The following is a 20,670-nucleotide window of genomic DNA, read 5'->3' as shown; positions in this document are numbered from 1 at the left end:
TCCATTCAAGAGCGTTCCGTGTCCGAATCCTCCTCCCGATCCTCGTCCGACTTTTCCGCGCCGCCCGACGCGCATCGCGTGCTGGCGTTGCCGGTCCGCCAGCGCGCACGCACGGCCACGATGGCGCTGTTCTTCGTCGCCGGCATGATGTACGCGTCGTGGGGCGTGCACGTGCCGACCGTGCGCGACAAGTTCGCGTTGAGCCCGGGGCTGCTGTCAATCGCGCTGTTCGCGGTCGCCGGCGGCTCGATCGCCGCGATGCTGACGATCGCGCGCTGGATCGCGCGCGTCGGCTCGCGCACCGCGTGCCTCGCGGGCGGGCTCGTGATGTCCGCCTGCGCGGCGCTGATCCTCGTGGTCCCCGATTACTGGATGCTGCTCGTCGTGCTCGCGCTGTTCGGCTTCTCGATGGCGACGCTCGACGTCGCGATGAATGCCGAGGCGAGCGCGGTCGAGATCGCGCTCGGCAAGCCGATCATGTCGTCGCTGCACGGGATGTTCAGCATCGGCGGGATGTCGGGGGCGGCGGCCGGCGGCGCGCTGCTGTCGGCCGGCATGGCGCCGGCCGTGCATCTCGCGCTCGCGGCGGCCGTCAGCGCCGCGGTGCTGCTCGCCGCGAGCCCGGCCGTGCTGCCGCACGTGCCGCATCACGAACACGCGCACGGCGGCGGCAACCGCTGGCGCTCGCCCGCGCTGTGGATGCTCGGCGGCATCGCGCTGATCGCACTGATCGCCGAAGGCGCGATGTACGACTGGGCGACCGTCTACATGCGCGACGTCGTCGCGGCCAGCCCCGCGCTCGCGAGCGCCGCGTATGCGGCGTTCTCCGGCGGGATGGCGGTCGCGCGTTTCGCCGGCGACGCCGTGCGCGCGCGCTTCGGCGCGCCGCAGCTCGTGTTCGCGAGCGCGTCGCTCGCATGCGCCGGGATGATCGGCGCACTGCTGCTGCCGAACCCGATCGCCGTGCTGACGGGCTTCACGCTGATGGGCCTCGGCCTCGCGAACATGATGCCCGTGCTGTTCGCCGCCGCCGCGCGCGTGAAAGGCATCCACGCGGCCGAAGGCCTCGCGCACGTGGCCGGGCTCGCGTATTTCGGACTGCTGTTCGGTCCGGTCGTGATCGGCGCGGTCGCGCAGACGGCGAACCTGACCATCGGGCTGGCGGTCGTCGCGCTGTGCGCGGCGCTCGTCGCCGCGGTCGCGCCGAAGGTCCTCGCACACCTGAAGATCTGACCGCGCGGCGGGCGCACCAAAAAGAAAGCGCGCCTGCGTTGCCGCAGGCGCGCTTTCACCCCTTCTGTCGACCGCTGTTCAGCTTACATCTTCACTTCGTCGAGCAGCGTCTTCTTGCCGCTCTTGTAGTTGTACAGCGAGATCACGCCGTGCTGCAGGTCGCCCTTCGAGTCGAAGGTCGTCGTGCCGATCACGCCCGAGTAGTTCGTCGCCGGCATCGCAGCGAGAATCTTCGCCGGATCCGTCGAGTTCGAGCGCTTCATCGCATCGACGATGATGTACACGGCGTCGTACGTGAACGGTGCGTAGATCTGGATCGGCTGGCCGAAGCGCTTCTCGTACTTCGCCTTGAACGCCGCGCCGCCCGCCATCTTCTCGAGCGAAGCACCGGCTTCCGAGCACACGACGTTGTCGGTCGCATCGCCGGCCAGGTCGGCCAGCTTCTCCGTGCACACGCCGTCGCCCGCGAGGATCTTCGCGCGCAGGCCGAGCTGCTTCGCCTGTTTCGCGAACGGGCCGCCGGTGGCGTCCATGCCGCCGTACATGATCGCGTCCGGGTTCTCGCCCTTGATCTTGGTCAGAATCGCGCGGAAGTCGACCGCCTTGTCGTTGGTCGCGTCGTGCGACATCACCTTCAGGCCGAGCGCCTTCGCCTTCTTCTCGAACTCGTTCGCGAGACCCTGGCCGTAGGCGGTCGAATCGTCGACCACCGCGACGCTCTTGATGCCCTTCGAGTGCGCGTAGTTCGCGAGTGCCGGGCCTTGCTGCGCATCGGTCGCCACCACGCGATACGTGGTCTTGAAGCCTTGCTGCGTGTACGCCGGGTTGGTCGCCGACGGCGAGATCTGCACGATGCCCGAATCGCTGTAGATCTTCGAGGCCGGGATCGACGTGCCCGAGTTCAGGTGGCCGACCACCGCGACGACCTTGTCGTCGACGAGCTTCTGCGCAACCTGCGTGGCCTGGCGCGGGTCGGCCGCGTCATCCTGCGCGTCGAGTTGCAGCGTGATTTTCTGGCCGCCGATCGTGAGACCCTTGGCGTTGATCTCCTCGACTGCGAGACGTGCACCGTTTTCGTTGTCCTTGCCCAGGTGTGCAATACCGCCCGTCAAGGGCGCGACGTGGCCGATCTTGACGACTTGATCGGCGGCCGCGTTGCTTGCCGCTGCAACGCACAGCATCGCCGCTGCGGTGATAGGCAACAGCTTTTGCATCTTGATATTCATGTAAGTCTCCAGTTTCGGTCCCAATAAACGCCATCGCCCGGTGCCCCGCTGCCATCCCTGTGTTTGCATTCACTGGACGATTCGCCGGTTGCATCGTTCATGCACTTGGCCTCAAGCACGTGGGAAGCAACCGCTTTTAGCAGCCGCCCGCCCGTACTTGCGCGCAAGTGTAGGTGATCAAATTAATTTGTGGGACTTTTTTGGGGTAGTGGTAACACTACCGATACGGGCGCTTTGGAATGACTGCTCGAATGTCGCCGCAAGCCCCGCCGGATAAGGGTTTCCGCTAGTTCCACGCGGCCTGGCGAAAGGTTGATTTAAAGCATTCCCGTGTCATTTCGATTCGGTATTTTGTGCGCGGGATCGTTGAATGAAACGCGCGTGACAACGCGCGCGTTTCGTGTGCCGACGCGAGCCGCTCCGGCGGCCGTCGAATCGTTTACGCAGGCACCGCGCGCCATTCGGCGTCGAGCGCGTCGACGAGCTGCGACGTCGTCAGCGCGGCGTCGCGCCGCCTGGCAAGCGGCGCGCCCTGCCCGGCCCACAGCGACAGGTAGTCGCCGTCATTCGCGCGCGCGGCGGCCTGGCGCAGCGGCTGGGTCAGCGCGTTCTGCACCGGATACGGCGCGGCATCGGCCACGCGTTCGCCGAGCCGCATCATCAGCGCATTGCGCAAGCCACGCGCATGGCGGCCGGTGATCGCGCGCGTGACCTGCGTCGACGTATCGGCGCTCGCGAGCAGCCGCGCCTTCCAGTCCGCCGCGATCGCGCTTTCCGCACACGTCAGGAACGCGGTGCCGAGCTGCGCGCCCTGCGCGCCGAGCGCGAGCGCGGCGGCGATCCCGCGGCCGTCCATGATGCCGCCCGCGGCGAGCACGGGCAGCCCGGTCGCATCGACGAGCTGCGGCACCAGCGCGAGCGTGCCGATCAGCGCATCGTCGGCCGGGCCGATGAAGGTACCGCGATGGCCGCCGGCTTCGGCGCCCTGCGCGGACAGCGCGTCGGCGCCGGCCGCCCGCCACGCGAGCCCTTCGGCGACGTGCGTCGCGGTGCCGATCACGTAAGTGCCGGCGGCCTTCAGGCGCGCGACGTCCGCAGCGTCGAGCACGCCGAACGTGAAACTCGCGACCGGCACGCGCAGCGCGACGAGCGCGTCGAGCTGCGCGCGGAAGTCGGGCGCGTAACGCGCGGGCGTGCTGCCCGGCGGCAGCCCGAGCGTCGCGTTCAACGGATCGATCGCGGCGAGCGCGCGAGCGACGGTCGCCGCGTCGGGCGCGGCGTCGGGCAACACGAACAGGTTCACGGCGAACGGACGCGAAGTCGCCGCGCGAATCGCGGTGACTTCGGTCGCGAGACGGTCCGGCTCGAACGCGCCGGCGCCGAGACTGCCGAGCGCGCCGGCGTTGGACGCGCCCGCGACCATCGCGGCCGTGGTCGCGCCGACCATCGGCGCCTGCACGAGCGGCAGGCGCAGGCCGAAGCGTTCGGAAAACGGGGTGGAAAATGCACGGGCTGGCATGGCGAATCCTTCGGGGGCGATGCGCGAAAGCGCTTTGTAAAGGCCGACACGTCGACTCTATCGAAGCCGCACGCCGCCGAAAAATGAATAATCGAGATCGAAACGATCGCTGCGCGAGAAGCGGGTTCGGCACGCGGGTTCGAGCCGCGCATACCCGGCCGGCGCGCCGCTTGCGCGCGCTGCAGCGTCCGGGGATTGGTGGCACACTGGGCCGCCTCCATTTCCATCCGCGGCGCGCATGTCGCGCGCCCGTTCGCCAGGAGTTCAAATCGTGACAGCCCAATGGATCGACATCCCGACCGGTAACGACAGCTTCGGCGGCTATCTCGCGCTGCCCAAGCGCGGCAAGGGCCCCGCCGTCATCATCATCCAGGAAATCTTCGGCGTGAACGCGCACATTCGCGCGGTCGCCGACCAGTACGCGGCCGACGGCTTCGTCGCGCTCGCGCCGGACGTGTTCTGGCGCACGCAGCCGCGCGTCGAACTGACCTACGAAGGCGCCGATCGCGACAAGGGCATCGAGCTGATGAAGAAGACCGACGTCGGCCTCGCGGTCGCGGACATCGGCGCGGCCGCCGACGCGTTGCGCGCGCGCCCCGAAGTCGCCGGCAAGGTCGCCGCGATCGGCTACTGCTTCGGCGGCCAGCTCGCGTACCGCGCGGCCACGGCCGGCAAGGTCGATGCGGCGGTCGCCTACTACGGCGGCGGCATCCAGAATGCGCTCGAACTCGCCGGCAAGATCACGCAGCCGATCCTGTTCCACTACGCGGAGAACGACCACGCGATCCCGCTCGCCGCCGTCGAGCAGGTGAAGGCCGCGTTCGCGGGCCGCCACAACGCGTCGTTCCACCTGTACCCGGGCGCCGAGCACGGCTTCAACTGCACCGACCGCGCGTCGTACAACCAGCGCGCCGCGGCGCTCGCGCACGGCCGCACGCTGACGTTCCTCGCCGAACACCTGTAAAGGCCGCCGGCGGCGGGTCCGGCGCGCCGGGCCCGCGTTATCCTCCTTTCATCGCCACGAGTCACAACGGGGGTGACCGCGATGCACTCGGACTATCTCGCGCATGACGCGATCGGCCTCGCCACGCTCGTGCGCGAACGCAAGGCGAGCCCGCGCGAACTGCTCGACGCCGCGATCGGCCAGGCCGAGGCGGTGAACGGCGCGATCAACGCGATCGTGCTGCAGGACTACGACGCCGCGCGCAAGCGGGCCGAGCAGGCCGGCGACACCGGCACCGACGCGCCGTTCGCGGGCGTCCCGTATCTCGTCAAGGATCTGGGCGCGGCGGTCGCCGGGCTGCCGCTGTCGATGGGCAGCCGGCACTACCGCTACTTCGCCCCCGCCGACGATTCGCCGCTGATCGCGCGCAGCCGCGCGGCCGGGCTCAACGTGTTCGGCAAGACCAACACGTCGGAAATCGGCCAGATGCCGTACACCGAACCCGAGCTGTTCGGCGCGTGCCGCAATCCGTGGGACATCGATCACACGCCCGGCGGCTCGAGCGGCGGCGCGGCCGCGGCCGTCGCGGCCGGCATCGTGCCGCTCGCGCATGCGTCCGACGGCGGCGGCTCGATCCGGATCCCCGCGTCGTGCTGCGGGCTGTTCGGCCTGAAGCCGAGCCGCAATCCGGTGCTGGTCGACCTGCCTTCGAACGGCGAGCTGGTCGTCCAGCATGCGGTGTCGCGCAGCGTGCGCGACAGTGCGCTGCTGCTCGACGTGACGACCGGCCAGACGCTGCCGCCCGGCGCGCCCGGCACCTTTCTGGGCGCGCTCGACGCGCCGCCCGGCCCGCTGCGGATCGGCCTCGTCGTCGACCCGATGCTCGCGCCGGCGCTCGCCGGCGACACGCGCGCGGCGCTCGACGACGCGGCCGCGCTGGTCGAATCGCTCGGCCATCACGTCGAACCGGCGACGCTGAACATCGACTACGCGCGCGCGGCCGAAACCTTTCTCACGCTATGGGCGACGATCGCCGAGGAGCTGGTGCTGGGGGCGCGCGCGCTGACCGGACGCACGCCGAAGCGCGCGGAGTTCGAGCCGGCGACGTGGGCGATGGCCGTCGTCGGCAGGCGCGTCGCCCGCGCGCGCCTGCCGGACGTGCTCGAATGGCAGCGCCAGCTCACCGTGCAGGTCGCGGGCCTCGTGTCGCGCTACGACGCGATCCTGTGCGCGACGCTCGCGGGGCCGCCGGTCAAGATCGGCGAGCTGCAGCCGACGCCGCTCGAAGCCGCGCAGATGAAGCTGCTCGGCGCGCTGCCGGTGAAACCGCTGCTGCGCGAGATGCTCGCGAAGGCGTCGGAGAAGGCGTTCGCGTGGGCCGGCTGCACCGAGCTGTTCAACCTGACGGGTCAGCCGGCGATGTCGGTGCCGCTCTGGTGGAACGCGCGCGGGCTGCCGATCGGCGTGCAGTTCGTCGCGCGCCACGCCGACGATGCGTTGCTGCTGAGACTCGCGCGCCAGCTCGAACAGGCGCGGCCGTGGTTCGACCGGCGCCCGCCGCTGATGCAGGCGCAGCGCTGACGCAGGCGCGGCGGGCGGACCGCGCCGACCGGCAGCGAAAAAAAAGGTTCATCGAGGATTACCGGGGAACGCGGCGCGAATCTTGAGGAAGAAGTATTCGTCGTCGCGGTACCCGTAAGCCCGACGCTTGATGACCTTGATGGTGTTGTTGATGCCTTCAACGATGCTGGTATTGAGCGGATGGCGGCAGCGAGTCACGATGCCGTGCCAGTAGCCCTGCAGGCGCTCGGCGAACTTTTGCAGGGCAGCGATCCCGCTTTGTTGAGCCTGCTCGAACCATTGCTCCCAAGCCTTTTGCGCCCAGGCCCGCTTTCGGTAGAACCAGAGCCGCTTGAGTTCGTCGCGTAACACGTAGACGCATAACAGCGCCTGATTGGCCGCCAGCAATTCCTTCAGGTGCACGGCCTGATCCGGCTTGAGGTTGTGGCGGTTGCGCAGCAACAGCCAGCGGCTGGACTTCAGAACCTTGCGGGCTGGCTTGTCATGTCGGAGTTGATTGGCCTGATCGACCCGCACCCGATCGATCACTTCGCGGCCGTACTTGGCCACCACGTGGTACAGGTCGAAGACGATTTCCGCCTGCGGACACTGTTCCCTGATTTCGAGTTCATAGGCCGTGGTCATGTCGATCGCGACCGCTTCGATACGCTTGGCCGCGCCTTCGGGAAGCTGTTCGAAGAAGGCCCGGGCCGTCTCACGCGAGCGTCCCGGTCCGATCCAGAGTACTTGCCGGCTGATCGGGTCGACCACCACCGTGGCGTAGCGATGACCTTTATGCAGCGCGAACTCGTCCATCGCCAGATAGCGGATCGTTGACCAATCGGGCTCGCTCACGCGCGCCCGCAGGCGCATCTTGTCGATCGATTTGACCGTGTGCCAGCCCAGATCGTAGAAGGCCGCCACCGCCTGTACGCTGGCCGCTTGCAGCAGTTTCTCGCAAGCCTTGGCGAAGCGCTCCGTCACTCGCTGGTAACGGCCCAACCACGCCAGCTTCTCCAGTCGCGGGCCGCCGCAGCGTTCGCACCAGACCCGGCGACGAGGCACATGCAACACCACCCGGTATTCGAATAGCGGCAAGTCACGCACCCGACGAACCGTCGTCTCGTGGATCTGCTGGCAGCGTGCCCCGCATTGCTCGCAGTACATGATCTTGCTGACCGGCTTCAAATACAGCGACAGCGTACGACCTTCGCCTTCCGGCCATTCCACACGCTCCAGCCGGTAACCTGTCCAGCAGCCCAGTGCCTGAAGTGCCTTGCGATCGAGCAATTACTCTCCTGACGTCCTTAAAGTCAGGCGTCAGGTTACGCAATCGCTCTCAAACCCTCCACGGTTTCCTGCGATGAACCAAAAAAAAGCCCAGCCGGTTTTGCCGGCGGGGCTTTCGACGCATGCAACCGCGTGATGACGCTTACATGGAGAGCCGTTCGCAGATAGTCCGCGTCGCGGCCGCCGCGTTCAGCGTATAGAAGTGCAGGCCCGGCACGCCCGCGTCGATCAGGCGCTGGCACAGGCTCGTGACGACGTCCGCGCCGAACGCACGGATCGCGTCGCGATCGTCGCCGAAGCTCTCGAGCCGGCGCGCGACCCAGCGCGGCACTTCCGCGCCGCACATTTCCGAGAAGCGCATCAGCTGCGAGAAGTTCGTGATCGGCATGATGCCCGGCACGATCGGCACGTCCACCCCCAGCTTGCGCGCATCCTCGACGAAGCGGAAATACGCGTCGGCATTGAAGAAGTATTGCGTGATCGCGGAATTCGCGCCGGCTTTCACCTTGCGCGCGAAGTTCTCGAGGTCGGCCTTCGGCGAGCGCGATTGCGGGTGGTATTCCGGATAGCCGGCGACTTCGATGTGGAACCAGTCGCCATGCTCGGCGCGGATGAAGCTGACGAGCTCGGACGCATAACGCAGCTCGCCGACCGCGCCCATCCCCGACGGCAGGTCGCCGCGCAGCGCGACGATATGCCGGATGCCGTGCGAGCGGTACTGGTCGAGGATCGCGCGCAGGTTGTCGCGCGACGAGCCGATGCACGACAGGTGCGGCGCGGCCTCGAGGCCGTCCTTCTGCATGTCGAGCACGGTATCGAGCGTGCCCTGCTGCGTCGAGCCGCCGGCGCCGAACGTCACGGAGACGAATTTCGGCTTCAGCGGCAGCAGCTGCGCACGCGTCGCGCGCAGCTTCTCGACGCCCTCCGCCGTCTTCGGCGGGAAGAATTCAAACGAGAGTTCGATCGGTTTCATGATTCGCAAGAGTGAGCCCGGCCGTCAGCCGATGTCGCGCTGCCCGAAGATCAGCGCGGACAGCAGCCACGACACGATGCTGTACAGGATCGAACCGAAGAACGCCGACCAGAAACCCGACACCTCGAACCCCTTCAGCAGCGACGACGCGAACCAGAAGCACAGCGCGTTCACGACGAGGATGAACACCCCGAGCGTGACGATCGTGACGGGCAGCGTCAGCAGGATCAGCACCGGCCGGATCACCGTGTTGATCAGGCCCAGCACGACCGCGATGATCAGCGCGGTGCCGAAGCTCTTGATGTGGATCGACGGCACGAGGTACGTGATGATCAGCAGCGCGAGGGCGTTGATGACCCAGGTGAGGATGACGCTCATGGAGGGCTCCGGTTCGGTTGTCGATCTGGTCGGTCAATGCTCGGTGACCGCCGCCGGCCGCCACGCGTGCCCGCGCAGCGGCGGACATGACGCGACGGCCGGCGATCCGGCACCGTGCCGCCGTACCGCGCCCGCCCGATGCGGGACGCACGCGGCACGGCGGCGGCGGCGCATCAGTAGCGGTAGTGGTTCGGCTTGAACGGGCCGTCCTTCTGCACGCCGATGTACGCAGCCTGCTCGTCCGACAGCACGGACAGGTTCGCGCCGATGCGCGCGAGGTGCAGGCGCGCGACCTTCTCATCGAGGTGCTTCGGCAGCACGTACACCTTGTTCTCGTACTCGTTGCCGCGCACGAACAGCTCGATCTGCGCGAGCGTCTGGTTCGCGAACGAGTTCGACATCACGAACGACGGGTGGCCGGTCGCGCAGCCGAGGTTCACGAGGCGGCCTTCGGCCAGCAGGATCACGCGCTTGCCGTCCGGGAAGATGATGTGGTCGACCTGCGGCTTGATGTTTTCCCACTGGTACTGGCGGGTCGACGCGACATCGATTTCCGAGTCGAAGTGGCCGATGTTGCAGACGATCGCGTTGTGGCGCATCGCCTTCATGTGATCGTGGTTGATCACGTGGTAGTTGCCGGTCGCCGTCACGAAGATGTCGGCCTTGTCGGCCGCGTATTCCATCGTCACGACGCGGTAGCCTTCCATCGCCGCCTGCAGCGCGCAGATCGGGTCGATTTCGGTGACCCACACGGTCGCGCCCAGGCCGCGCAGCGACTGCGCGCAGCCCTTGCCCACGTCGCCGTAGCCCGCGACGACCGCGACCTTGCCCGCGATCATCACGTCGGTCGCGCGCTTGATGCCGTCGACGAGCGATTCGCGGCAGCCGTACAGGTTGTCGAACTTCGACTTCGTGACCGAGTCGTTCACGTTGAACGCCGGGAACGGCAGGCGGCCGTCCTTTTCCATCTGGTACAGGCGGTGCACGCCGGTCGTGGTTTCTTCGGTCACGCCCTTGATGTGCGCGAGGCGCGTCGAGTACCAGGTCGGGTCCGCGTCGAGGTGCTTCGCGATCGACTTGTACAGCGCGACTTCTTCCTCGTTGGTCGGCTTCGCGATCACCGAACGGTCCTTCTCGGCCTTCGAGCCGAGGATCAGCAGCAGCGTTGCGTCGCCGCCGTCGTCCAGGATCATGTTCGCGAATTCGCCGTTCGGCCATTCGAAGATGCGGTGCGAGAACTCCCAGTATTCGTCGAGCGACTCGCCCTTGAACGCGAACACCGGCGTGCCGGCTTCGACGATCGCGGCCGCGGCATGGTCCTGCGTCGAGAAGATGTTGCACGACGCCCAGCGCACGTCCGCGCCGAGCGCCTTCAGCGTCTCGATCAGCACGCCGGTCTGGATCGTCATGTGCAGCGAACCGGCGATGCGCGCGCCCTTCAGCGGCTGCTGCGCCTTGTATTCGTCGCGGATCTGCACGAGGCCCGGCATTTCGGTCTCGGCGATGTTCAGTTCCTTGCGGCCCCAGCCGGCAAGCGCCATGTCGGCGACGATGTAATCCTTGGAAGCCTGGGAATCGATAATGGCGTTCATCACGCCCTCCTTTCTAAAAAAGTTCTAGAAATTGGTGACGTGAGCGCCGTTCAGGAAGCGGGGCCGGTGCAAATATCGCCGCACGGCTGCTTGGTGAAGCTTTCCGAGCCTGGCGGACGCAGGATGGTCCGTCGCAACGCTCCTCGGAAAACGGGAGGGATTGTAGCAAATCGGCGCGGGAAATGCGCGCCGCGCGCGGCATCGGCGCGCGTGGGCGCAATGAAAGGGTCAGTTTTCCGCGCCGACCCAAGCCTGTTCGCGCAACCGCGCGCGCAGGCGCGCGACGGCCTGGCTGTGCAGCTGGCACACGCGCGACTCGCTGACTTCGAGCACCGCGCCGATCTCGCGCAGGTTCAGCCCGCGCTCGTAGTACAGCGACATCAGCAGCTTCTCGCGCTCGGGCAGCCGGTCGATCGCGTCGACGAGCGCCTCGCGCAGGTGGTCGTCGAGCAGCGCCGACAGCGGATCGGCATGATCGACGCGATAGCGGTCGAGGAACGGCTCGTCGTCGGCTGCGCGGTCGAAATCCTCGTAATAGATGAGCTGGCTGCCGTGCAGGTCCTGCAGCATCCCCTGGTATTCGTCGAGCGGCATCTTCAGGTGCTGCGCGATCTCGGTCTCGCTCGCCGAGCGGCCGAGCTGCTGCTCGACCTGGTGCACCGCGTGCTCGACCTCGCGTGACGTCTTGCGCAGGCTGCGCGGCAGCCAGTCGTTGCTGCGCAGCTCGTCGAGCATCGCGCCGCGGATGCGCTGGGTCGCGTAGGTCTCGAACTGCGCGCCCTGGTCTTCCTTGTAGCGGCCGGCCGCGTCCATCAGGCCGATCATGCCGGCCTGGATCAGGTCGTCGAGGTCGACGCTCGCCGGCATCTTCGCGACGAGCTGCAGCCCCAGGCGCCGCACGAGCGGCGCGTATTGCGCGAGCACGTCGGCCTGGGTCATCTTTCCCTGAGCGTTGTACATCATGGCTCTCTCCTTGCGGTGGCGCTCACGCGGCGTGCGCCGCACCCGCCTCGTAAGACGGCTTGCCGCCCGCATGCACGGCGCGCCCCGCGCCCGTGCCCGGGCGCATCGGCCAGTACAGCAGGTCGGCGGCAATCTGCCGGTAATCGCGCGCGGCGGCCGACGACGGAAACGCGTCGACCGCGGTATGCATCAGGTCGCGCGCATGCTCGACGAGCGGATCGGCGTTCACGCAGCCGGCGTCGGCGATCGACACCGTCAGGTAGCGGCTCGCGACGCCCGCGAGGTTGTCGAATGCGGTCCTCGCGTCGGCGTGGCTGCCGACGTGATTGGTCAGCACGCGGAACTGCGCGACCGCGTGCGCGAAATGCAGCCGCTTCATGCACGCGTACGCCTCGGTGATCGCCTGCGCGGCGACCCGCGTGACGATCAGCACGTCGTGCGCCTCGCGCGCGAGCGCGGAGAACCCGCCGTCGGCGCCGAGCTGCGCGTCGACCAGCACGATGTCGGCCTGGCCGTCGACGAAGTCGCTCAGTTCCGTATCGTCGTAGCCGTCGCGTGCGAGCCGCGCGGCCGCGCACAGGCCGAAGCCGGCGGCGACGCGCGTGCGTTCGCCGTCGCGCAGCCACGCGCCCGCGAGCGTCGCCGTGGCCGAGTGCACGTCGGCGCGCTCGTCGACGACGAGCACGTCCTTGCCGAGCGCGGTCAGCGCCGCCGCGAGGTTCACGACGGTGGACGTGCAGCCGACGCCCGCCGGCCCGCCCGTCACTGCGACGATGCGCGACGCGCGCCCGGCCAGCAGGCGCCGCAGCCCTTCGGCCTGATCGATGATCCGTTTATCCAAATCGCACCTCGTGCAGCTCGGCGGTGGAACGTGCGGTCAGTGCGGACAGCAGCGTCGGCATGTCTTCGTCTTGCGGCACGAAGGGCGAGCCGTCGCGCGGCACACAGAACGCGCTCTTCAGCAGGAATTTGGTCGACGCGACGTACAGGTTCTCCGGCACCTTCTGGCCGGTCGACACGTAGTGGACCGGCAGCTTGTAGCGGATCACCGTGTCGAGCACGCCGCCGAGGTGGGTCGCCTCGTCGAGCTTGGTCAGGATGCAGCCGGCGAGATCGGGGTGTGCCGCGTGCGGATGGTCGGCCGCGCTGCGGTAGGCCTGGACGACCTCGTTGAGCGTGTCGCCGTGGCTCGTCGCGTTGAGCAGCAGCAGGCGCTGCACCGGCGCGTTCGCACCGTGCAGCATCGCGATCTGGTCGGACAGCGCGCGGTCGCGCTGGCTCATGCCGATCGTGTCGATCAGCACGATGTGCTTGTTGCGCAGCTCGGACAGCGCGAGCTCGAGATCACCCGCATCCTTCACCGCATGCACGGGGACGCCGAGGATCTTGCCGAAGATGCGCAGCTGCTCGTGGCCGCCGATCCGGTAGCTGTCGGTGGTCAGCAGCGCGACCTTGCTCGCGCCGAAGCGCATCACGCAGCGCGCGGCGAGCTTCGCGGTGGTGGTCGTCTTGCCGACGCCGGTCGGCCCCATCAGCGCGAACACGCCGCCGCGCTCCATCAGCGCGTCTTCGCTCTCGAGCACCGGCAGGTTCGCCGCGAGCACCGACTGCGCCCAGTCGGCGGCCTGCTCGAAGGTCTGCGCGCCGTCGCCGGACGGCAGGTTGTCGACCAGCATGCGCACCAGCTGCGCGGAGAAGCCGGCCGAGAACAGGTGCCGGGTCAGCGCGCCGTGCACCGGGCTGCGGCGCTGGCGGTCGTGCCACATCAGGCTGTCGAACTGCGCTTCCATCATCCCGCGCATCGCGCCGAGCTCGTGCATCACCGTGTCGTTGACGATGCTCTCGACGCGCGTCTTCACCGCGTCGGCCACCGCGGCGGCGGCCTCGGCGGACAGGCGCGTGCGTTCGGCCGGCTTCGCGGCGCCCGTTTCGCCCTGACGGGCCGTCGCGGCAGCGGCCGGCGGCATCCGGCGCTCGGCGTCGCGCACGATGTCGCGCGCCCAGGCGGCCGGCGTCGCGGGTGCGGCGTCCTGCTGCGTGCGGGCCGGCGCTTGCGGGGCGGCCGGCGCGGCCTGCGCGCGGGCGATCAGCGCTTCGCGCTGCTGGGTCAGGCGTTTCGCGTGCTCGACGAGCCACGGCGCGGGTTCGGACGCTGCCGACGGCGTGCCGGCAGCGGTGATCGGCGCAACGGGCGCAACCGATGCCGCGGCCGTTGCGTGCGCGTCGGCATCCGCGTCGAAGGCGGTCGGTTCCGCGGCCGGCTCCGTCGCTTCGGCGCGCGCGCCGAACACCGAGGAAAACACGTCCGGGAGCCCACCCTCGCCTGCCGCATACGGATTGACGGCCGGGCGCGCGAGCCCGGCACCCGGGCGCGACACGATGCCCGGCACGGCTGCGGCCGGCACGGATTCCGGCGTGCGCGGCGGAAGGCTGCGCGCCCGGGCCGCGGCCGGCGGCGCGACCGCGGCGAGATCCGAATCGGCGAGCGCGACGATTTCGACACTGCCGTCATCGAGCGTGCGGTTCGACAGCACGACGGCGTCGGCACCCAGTGCCTCGCGCACGAGGCGGAGCGCGTCGCGGCTGGTCGCGCCGGTGAATTTGCGAATGTTCAAGCGGAACCCCCGATGACGTTAACGACTTTGATCGTGCGCGTGTCCGGCACTTCGGCATACGACAGCACTTTCAGTTGCGGCAGGCTGCGGCGCAGGAAACGCGCGAGCATCGCGCGCAGCGCGTGCTGCACCAGCAGCACGGGCGGCAGCCCGAGATTCTGTTGACGCAGCATCGCTTGCTGCGTGCCGGTCAGAAGGTTGTGCGCGAGGCCGGGTTCGAGGCCCGGGTTCGCGCCGGTGGCGAGCGCCTGCGACAGCACGCGCTCGAGATTCGAATCGAGGCCCATCACCTGCATCTCGCCCGCGCCCGGATACCACTGCTGCGTGATCGCCCGGCCGAGCGACAGCCGCACCGCGGCGGTGATCTCGTACGCGTCGCCGCGGCCCGCGTGTTCGGACACGGCCTCGAGGATCGTGCGCATGTCGCGGATCGGCACGCCTTCCTCGAGCAGGTTCTGCAGCACTTTCTGCAGCGTCGTCAGCGAGATCGTCTTCGGCACGAGGTCCTCGACGAGCGACGGCGCATCCTTGCCGGTGCGCTCGACGAGCGACTGCACTTCCTGGCGGCCGAGCAGCTCGGCCGCGTGCTGCACGACCAGATGGTTCAGGTGGGTCGCGACGACCGTGCTCGCATCGACGACCGTGTAGCCGTACACCTGCGCCTGCTCGCGCATCGCGACGTCGATCCACACGGCCGGCAACCCGAACGCCGGATCCTGCGTCGTGGCGCCCGGCAGCGCGGCCGTCACCTGGCCCGGGTTGATCGCGAGCCACTGGCCCGGGAACACTTCGCCCGTGCCGATCTCGACGCCCTTCAGCGCGATCCGGTATGCGTTCGGCCGCAGCTCGAGGTTGTCGCGGATGTGGATCACCGGCGGCAGGAAGCCGATTTCCTGCGCGAATTTCTTGCGGATGCTCTTGATGCGCTTGAGCAGCTCGCCGTCGCTGTTCTTGTCGACGAGCGGGATCAGCCGGTAGCCGACTTCGAGGCCGAGCGGATCGATCAGCTGCACGTCGTCCCAGGTCGCCTCGTGGCTGTCGCCCGGCAGCGCGGCGGGCGGTGCGATCTCGGTCACGTCGCCGGCCGCCACGCGGGCCGCCGCGCGACGCGTCTGCGTGCGGGCCAGCCAGATCGCGCCGCCGCCGAGCGCGAGGAACGCGACGTGCGGCATGCCCGGGATCAGCCCCATCAGCACGATGATCGCGCCGGTGATGTTGAGCACGCGCGGGTTGGTGAACAGCTGGCCGGTGATCTGCGTGCCGATGTCCTCGTCGGTCGCGACGCGCGACACGATCACGCCGGCCGCGGTCGAGATCACGAGCGACGGGATCTGCGCGACGAGGCCGTCGCCGATCGTCAGCAGCGTGTAGTTGGTGCCGGCCGCTGCAAAGCTCATGTCGTGCTGCACCATCCCGACGATCAGCCCGCCGATCACGTTGATCGCCATGATGATCAGGCCCGCGATCGCGTCGCCGCGCACGAACTTCGACGCGCCGTCCATCGACCCGTAGAACTCGGCTTCCTGCGACACGGCGAGGCGCCGCTTGCGCGCCTGTTCCTCGTTGATGAGGCCCGCGTTCAGGTCGGCGTCGATCGCCATCTGCTTGCCGGGCATCGCGTCGAGCGTGAAGCGCGCGGACACTTCGGCGATCCGCCCCGCGCCCTTCGTGATCACCATGAAGTTGATGATCATCAGGATCACGAACACGACGATGCCGACCGCGAAGTTGCCGCCGACGAGGAAGTGGCCGAACGCCTCGATCACCTGGCCCGCCGCGTCGGGGCCGGTGTGGCCTTCGAGCAGCACGACGCGCGTCGACGCGACGTTCAGCGACAGCCGCAACAGCGTCGAGAACAGCAGCACGCTCGGGAACGCCGCGAAGTCGAGCGGCTTCATCGTGTACATGCTGACGAGCAGCACCATCACCGACAGCGCGATGTTGAACGTGAACAGCAGATCCAGCAGCAGCGGCGGCAGCGGCAGGATCATCATCCCCAGGATCATGCAGATGAGGATCGGGCCCGCGAGCGCGCGCAGGTTGGTGCCCGCGAACGGGTTCGCGCGCTTGGCGAACAGGCCGGTGGTCGGGGTGCTCATGCTGCGTTCCCTTGCTTGCCGAGCGTGTCTTCGGCTTCTTCACGCTCGTCGTCGGCGGCGACCGACGACCCCTTGTCGAGGTCGGCCGGCACGTCGAGATCGACCGGCGCGGCCGGGAAGGCGCCGCCTTCCGAGCGGAAACGCTTGAGCTGGTAGACCCACGCGAGCACTTCGGCGACAGCCGAGTACAGCGAGCCGGGAATCTCGCGTTCGAGTTCGACGTTGTGATACAGCGCACGCGCGAGCGGCGGCGCCTCGAGCAGCGGCACGTTGTGCTCGGCCGCGAGTTCGCGGATGCGCGCGGCGACGAGGTTCACGCCCTTCGCGACGACCTTCGGCGCACGCATCTCGCCGTCCGTGTACTGCAGCGCGACGGCGAAGTGGGTCGGGTTCGTGACGACTACGTCGGCCTTCGGCACGGCGGCCATCATCCGGCGCCGCGCGATCGCGCGCTGCTGCTGGCGGATGCGGCCCTTCACGTGCGGATCGCCTTCGTTCTCGCGATGCTCGCGCTTCACTTCTTCCTTCGTCATGCGCAACTTCTTGTTGTACTGCCAGAGTTGGTAAGGCACATCGAGCGCGGCGACCACCAGCATCCCGGCGACCGTCGTGCCGCAGCACACGGCGACCAGATGCATCGCATCGGCGAGCGCCGAGCCGAGCGGCTGGGTCGCGAGACCGAGCAGCTCGTCCTTGCTGCGCCAGATCGCGATCCCGCCGATCCCGCCGACGACGAGCGTCTTCGCGAGCGACATCCCGAGCTGGATCGGCCCCTGGATCGAGAACATCCGGCCCAGGCCCGAGATCGGGTTCAGGCGGTCGAACTTCAGCTCGAAGGTCTTCTGCGAGATCAGCCAGCCGCCGAGCGCCATTGGCGCGAGCAGCGCGGCGAGGCCGGTGAGCGCCAGGATCGGCAGCAGCGCGGCGAGACCCTCGAGGCTCGCGCTGCCGGCCGCCGACAGCATCCGGTGCGTGTCGAACGCGGTCGCGCGATCGAACGCGAACGCACCGCGCAGCATCGTCTGGAGGTGGGCGCCCGACGGACCCGCGAGCAGCCACGCGCCGTAGAACCCGGCCGCGAGCAGCGCGAACGAAGCCAGCTCGCGCGACCGCGCGACCTGCCCCTCCTCGCGCGCCTTCTCGCGGCGCCTCGGAGTGGCGGCTTCGGTTCTGTCGAGATCGCTCTCGTCTGCCACGGGGCCTCCAGTCGGGTACGGCGAAATGCCGTTCTCCAGTGACACCGATTATTCATGCGCCCGTCAAACGCCGATCGGTCGAGCAAAGCCTGGAAAGGGGGGTATTTCGAGGAATCGGGCGAGCGGGGGCGGCGGACGGCCGGCGGGCGGGTGCGGCGCGCGGGGAGACGATGGAAACCGCGTTCGCGGGGTGGCGGGGTGGCGGGGTGGCGCGGTGGCGCGGTGGCGCGGTGGCGCGGTGGCGCGGTGACGTGGTGACGTGGTGACGTGGTGACGTGGATGAAGGTGTGAAGCGGGGAAGCGGCGAAGCGGGAAATGGGGAAACGGTGAAGCGTGGGATCTGCCAAGCAGCCAAGCCGCGAAGCAAGGCAGCCGTGAAGCGATCGTCGGCCCGCCCCGACACGACGGCGTCGTGCGTCGGGGCGGGCGGCGCTCAGATCGCCGGAATCGGATCCGAGCCGTAACGGTTCGGGCCGTTGGTGCCGCGCGAGCACATCCACACGAGCAGCAGAATCCCGCCGACGAGCGGAATGAGCGCGATCAGCAGGAACCAGCCCGAGCGGCCCGTATCGTGCAGGCGGCGGACGGTGACCGCGAGGCTCGGCAGCACCAGCGCGAGCGACACGACGGCCGCGACGATCATCAGCAGCAGCGAGATCGCGCTCGTGTCCGGCCCCACCATGGTGATCGCCTGGCAGAGGATCGACACGACGCTCGTGAGCAACGCGAAATACCAGTATTCCGCGCGGCGCGCGCGGCCCTCGAATTTCGCGTATTGATTGAGTGCGGCACGAACGGCTTCACTGAAACTCATCTTATTGCCCTCATGTTTTATATCGACGATCCCGGAAACAACGCGGGCATTATAAGTTTGAATTTCTTCGCATCGCATCTCCTTTCGCGTGCGGACCGTCTCTCACGCCGGCTCTCGCATTACCGGAGCGGCCGCAGCGGCGGCGTGCCGTATCGCCAACGCGCATGTCACGTCATTTTTATAATCGCGACGACCTGACGCAAATAGCAGCAAGATAATCCACGACTTGATTACACCAGCGTGAAACGCATCTCGCTCGATAATCGAAACGATCGTTCTGCGCTGATTGACCGACCGGCCGGGAATATCGCCGGACGTCGCGCGCGCACGTCGAAAACGGCGCGTCCCCCGGCCGGCGTTCTCTAACCGGCCGCCGCCTGCTGCAACGCGCCGAGATCGAGCTTTTTCATCTTCATCACCTGCGCCATCACGCGTTCGGCGCGTGCCGGGTCGCCCGCCATCAGTTCGGGCATCTGCACCGGCACCACCTGCCACGACACGCCGAAGCGGTCGCGCAGCCAGCCGCACTGCTGCGCGCGCTCGTCGCCGCCTTCGGCCAGGGCCGCCCAGTAGCGGTCGATCTCCTGCTGGTCGAGGCAGTTGACGACGAACGACACGGCCGGTGTGAGCGGGAACGCCGGGCCGCCGTTCAGCGCGAGAAACGCCTGCCCGTCCAGTTCGAACGACACCGTCATCACCGCGCCCTCCGCCTGCCCCGACGCCTGCGCGCCGGACTTGCCGTAACGGGCGACGTGCAGGATGCGCGCGTCGTCGAACACCGACACGTAGAAGCGGGCGGCCGCCTCGGCGTCGTGGTCGAACCACAGAAACGGCGTGATGCGTTGGATACGCTGGCTCATGGCGCTGTCTCCTCGATGTCGTGCCGGCACCGGTGCCGGTCTTATATCGTAGGCGCTGGCGCGACGTTCCCCGGTAATCCGGGTTGAACCATAAAAAAAGGGGGCGATCGCTCGCCCCCTTCGTGCTGCTGCCGTCCGTGCGCGATCAGAACGCGACGTAAGGCTGCGCGCCGCCGGTCGCGGTCCGGTCCATCCCAAAGTAAATCGTCTTGCCGTAGAAGTGCGGCATGCCGAGATCGAGCCAGCCGGCCGCGCCGAACGGGCCGGCGATGTCGTTGAACGCGAACGTCGACGCATTCGCGAACAGCGAATCGGCGTTCGCGACGGGCATCGACACGCCGCCCGACTTCCCGTTCTGGCCGGTCAGCGTCGCCGTATAGGTGGTCGTCGACGACGGGCAGTAGAACTGCGTGTTGGTCGTACAGGCTTTCTGCGCCGAATCGTTGAAGAAGTACGCGTTCGAGCCCGTATCGAAGAACGCGGTCACGTTGCCGCTGAGGAACGTCGCACTCACGTCGCCCGTCGTCGTCGACGTCAGCACCGTCGACGCCCCCAGCGCATTGTTGCCCTGCGTGCCGATCCCGAACGTCAGCAGGCCCGTCGCGCTGCCCTGCCCGCTGCTCGAGATGTTCGGCATCTGCACGATCACGCCGTTGTTGTCGGTCGCGAAGCGATGGACCGGGTTGGCCACCTGCTGCGCGACCGGCACCAGCGCCACGGCGCAGCTCGCATTGCCGTTCGGGCACGCGTAGTAGTTGTTGGACGTCGCCGACGTCGACGTCGCGCAGCTCGTGCCGCAATCGACCGGCGCCGGCCCGATGCCGAGGATGCCGTTCGCGCCGAGGTCGCTCGCCGTGTTGGCCGACGTCCTGGCGCCGTTGTTCGAGCACGAGCTCGGCACGTTGGTCGTGCCGAGATCGCCGATGATCTGCACCGGCAGCGAACCCGCCTGCTCGGTACCGATCGACAGGTCGACGGTACGCACCGAGCCCCACGTGAAGCTCGACACGAACTTGCCGCACTCGGCGACCGGCGCGCCGCCGCTCGTCGTCTGCGGCAGGTTGTTCAACACGCCCGACGACAGCGCGCTGCTGACCAGCCGCAGCCCGTACGACGCGGTGTCGACGAGCACGTTGTTGACCACCTGGCAGTTCGTCGTGCCCGGCACGCAGATCTTCACGTTGACGGTCGGGATATTGATCACGTGCGCGACGCCGGTGCCGACCGTGATCACGGCCGTGTTCGCGGTATTGCCGTCCGATACGTTGGAGCCGCCGCCATTGCCGCCGCCGCTGCCGCCGCCGTTGTCATCGCCGCCGCCGCAGGCGGTCACGAGCATGGCCGTCACGGCCGCGACGCTCAGCAGCCCGAGCCAGCGCCTGAAGGTACGAGGAATTCTCAAGATCGCT

At 68.2% G+C, this 20,670-nt stretch carries 17 protein-coding genes and 1 riboswitch; of the genes, 3 read left to right on the top strand and 14 right to left on the bottom strand.

Going from position 1 to position 20,670, the window contains the following annotated elements:
* Positions 1-18: 18 nt before the first annotated feature.
* A complete protein-coding gene (locus DID98_RS21495; RefSeq protein WP_044846360.1) occupies positions 19-1,233 on the top strand; it encodes an MFS transporter in 1,215 nt (404 codons plus the stop codon).
* An 83-nt stretch (positions 1,234-1,316) separates the two neighbouring features.
* Here DID98_RS21495 and DID98_RS21490 read toward each other — a convergent pair whose 3' ends face one another.
* Together DID98_RS21490 and DID98_RS21485 are read right to left on the bottom strand one after the other, a co-directional pair.
* Positions 1,317-2,459: a branched-chain amino acid ABC transporter substrate-binding protein gene (locus DID98_RS21490; RefSeq protein ID WP_044846361.1), complete on the bottom strand. Its 1,143-nt coding sequence runs from the start codon at positions 2,457-2,459 to the stop codon at positions 1,317-1,319.
* 439 nt (positions 2,460-2,898) lie between these two features.
* A complete protein-coding gene (locus DID98_RS21485) occupies positions 2,899-3,978 on the bottom strand; it encodes a nitronate monooxygenase family protein (protein WP_124571391.1) in 1,080 nt (359 codons plus the stop codon).
* Positions 3,979-4,249: 271 nt separating this feature from the next.
* On the opposite strand from DID98_RS21485, the gene DID98_RS21480 reads away from it, so the two are divergent.
* Together DID98_RS21480 and DID98_RS21475 are read left to right on the top strand one after the other, a co-directional pair.
* On the top strand, positions 4,250-4,942 hold the full coding sequence (locus tag DID98_RS21480; protein WP_124571390.1) for a dienelactone hydrolase family protein: 693 nt from the start codon (positions 4,250-4,252) through the stop codon (positions 4,940-4,942).
* An 81-nt stretch (positions 4,943-5,023) separates the two neighbouring features.
* Positions 5,024-6,502, top strand: coding sequence for an amidase (locus DID98_RS21475; protein WP_124571410.1), 1,479 nt, complete (start codon positions 5,024-5,026; stop codon positions 6,500-6,502).
* Positions 6,503-6,550: 48 nt separating this feature from the next.
* On the opposite strand, the gene DID98_RS21470 is transcribed toward DID98_RS21475, so the two are convergent.
* The 12 genes from DID98_RS21470 to DID98_RS21415 form a co-directional block, all read right to left on the bottom strand.
* On the bottom strand, positions 6,551-7,771 hold the full coding sequence (locus tag DID98_RS21470) for an ISL3 family transposase (RefSeq protein ID WP_124571389.1): 1,221 nt from the start codon (positions 7,769-7,771) through the stop codon (positions 6,551-6,553).
* A gap of 142 nt (positions 7,772-7,913) precedes the next feature.
* The gene (gene metF, locus DID98_RS21465; RefSeq protein ID WP_044846364.1) at positions 7,914-8,744 is read right to left on the bottom strand and encodes a methylenetetrahydrofolate reductase [NAD(P)H]; all 831 of its coding nucleotides are present in this window, start codon (positions 8,742-8,744) and stop codon (positions 7,914-7,916) included.
* 24 nt (positions 8,745-8,768) lie between these two features.
* Positions 8,769-9,122 carry a phage holin family protein gene (locus tag DID98_RS21460; protein WP_006477367.1) on the bottom strand — a complete coding sequence of 118 codons (354 nt, stop codon included), beginning with the start codon at positions 9,120-9,122 and terminating at the stop codon, positions 8,769-8,771.
* Positions 9,123-9,295: 173 nt separating this feature from the next.
* A complete protein-coding gene (gene ahcY, locus DID98_RS21455) occupies positions 9,296-10,714 on the bottom strand; it encodes an adenosylhomocysteinase (RefSeq protein WP_124486873.1) in 1,419 nt (472 codons plus the stop codon).
* Positions 10,715-10,748: 34 nt separating this feature from the next.
* Positions 10,749-10,865: riboswitch (S-adenosyl-L-homocysteine riboswitch) on the bottom strand.
* A 77-nt stretch (positions 10,866-10,942) separates the two neighbouring features.
* Complete coding sequence (locus DID98_RS21450) at positions 10,943-11,677, bottom strand: RNA polymerase sigma factor FliA (protein WP_044846366.1); 735 nt, start codon at positions 11,675-11,677, stop codon at positions 10,943-10,945.
* A 22-nt stretch (positions 11,678-11,699) separates the two neighbouring features.
* Entirely contained in the window at positions 11,700-12,518 is an 819-nt protein-coding gene (locus DID98_RS21445) for a MinD/ParA family protein (protein WP_124486872.1), read from the bottom strand.
* Positions 12,511-14,292, bottom strand: a complete 1,782-nt coding sequence (gene flhF, locus DID98_RS21440; protein ID WP_124571388.1) for a flagellar biosynthesis protein FlhF — start codon at positions 14,290-14,292, stop codon at positions 12,511-12,513. Before flhF ends, DID98_RS21445 begins: the two co-directional genes overlap by 8 nt.
* The gene (gene flhA, locus DID98_RS21435) at positions 14,289-16,391 is read right to left on the bottom strand and encodes a flagellar biosynthesis protein FlhA (protein WP_124486870.1); all 2,103 of its coding nucleotides are present in this window, start codon (positions 16,389-16,391) and stop codon (positions 14,289-14,291) included. The genes flhF and flhA overlap by 4 nt, the downstream gene beginning before the upstream one ends.
* Positions 16,388-17,587 (bottom strand): flagellar biosynthesis protein FlhB, encoded by a 1,200-nt coding sequence (gene flhB / locus DID98_RS21430; protein WP_124486869.1) that lies wholly within the window; start codon positions 17,585-17,587, stop codon positions 16,388-16,390. Before flhB ends, flhA begins: the two co-directional genes overlap by 4 nt.
* 433 nt (positions 17,588-18,020) lie before the next feature.
* A complete protein-coding gene (locus DID98_RS21425) occupies positions 18,021-18,401 on the bottom strand; it encodes a DUF805 domain-containing protein (protein WP_124571387.1) in 381 nt (126 codons plus the stop codon).
* A gap of 362 nt (positions 18,402-18,763) precedes the next feature.
* The gene (locus tag DID98_RS21420) at positions 18,764-19,261 is read right to left on the bottom strand and encodes a VOC family protein (RefSeq protein WP_124571386.1); all 498 of its coding nucleotides are present in this window, start codon (positions 19,259-19,261) and stop codon (positions 18,764-18,766) included.
* A gap of 145 nt (positions 19,262-19,406) precedes the next feature.
* The gene (locus DID98_RS21415; protein ID WP_124571385.1) at positions 19,407-20,663 is read right to left on the bottom strand and encodes a DUF3443 domain-containing protein; all 1,257 of its coding nucleotides are present in this window, start codon (positions 20,661-20,663) and stop codon (positions 19,407-19,409) included.
* Between the last annotated feature and the right edge of the window lie 7 nt (positions 20,664-20,670).

Origin of the sequence: Burkholderia sp. Bp8984 (assembly GCF_003853755.1) — a bacterium.
Classification (GTDB): Bacteria; Pseudomonadota; Gammaproteobacteria; order Burkholderiales; family Burkholderiaceae; genus Burkholderia.
The sequence above is the reverse complement of the archived record's forward strand: the minus strand, read 5'-3'. Positions and strand labels throughout refer to the sequence as shown.

Bases quoted from the DNA above. Each gene is read 5' to 3' on its own strand.
- DID98_RS21450 (WP_044846366.1), bottom strand. From the start codon at position 11,677: ATGATGTACAACGCTCAGGGAAAGATGACCCAGGCCGACGTGCTCGCG.
- metF (WP_044846364.1), bottom strand. From the start codon at position 8,744: ATGAAACCGATCGAACTCTCGTTTGAATTCTTCCCGCCGAAGACGGCG.
- DID98_RS21425 (WP_124571387.1), bottom strand. From the start codon at position 18,401: ATGAGTTTCAGTGAAGCCGTTCGTGCCGCACTCAATCAATACGCGAAA.
- ahcY (WP_124486873.1), bottom strand. From the start codon at position 10,714: ATGAACGCCATTATCGATTCCCAGGCTTCCAAGGATTACATCGTCGCC.
- DID98_RS21490 (WP_044846361.1), bottom strand. From the start codon at position 2,459: ATGAATATCAAGATGCAAAAGCTGTTGCCTATCACCGCAGCGGCGATG.
- DID98_RS21420 (WP_124571386.1), bottom strand. From the start codon at position 19,261: ATGAGCCAGCGTATCCAACGCATCACGCCGTTTCTGTGGTTCGACCAC.
- DID98_RS21460 (WP_006477367.1), bottom strand. From the start codon at position 9,122: ATGAGCGTCATCCTCACCTGGGTCATCAACGCCCTCGCGCTGCTGATC.
- DID98_RS21475 (WP_124571410.1), top strand. From the start codon at position 5,024: ATGCACTCGGACTATCTCGCGCATGACGCGATCGGCCTCGCCACGCTC.
- DID98_RS21485 (WP_124571391.1), bottom strand. From the start codon at position 3,978: ATGCCAGCCCGTGCATTTTCCACCCCGTTTTCCGAACGCTTCGGCCTG.
- flhA (WP_124486870.1), bottom strand. From the start codon at position 16,391: ATGAGCACCCCGACCACCGGCCTGTTCGCCAAGCGCGCGAACCCGTTC.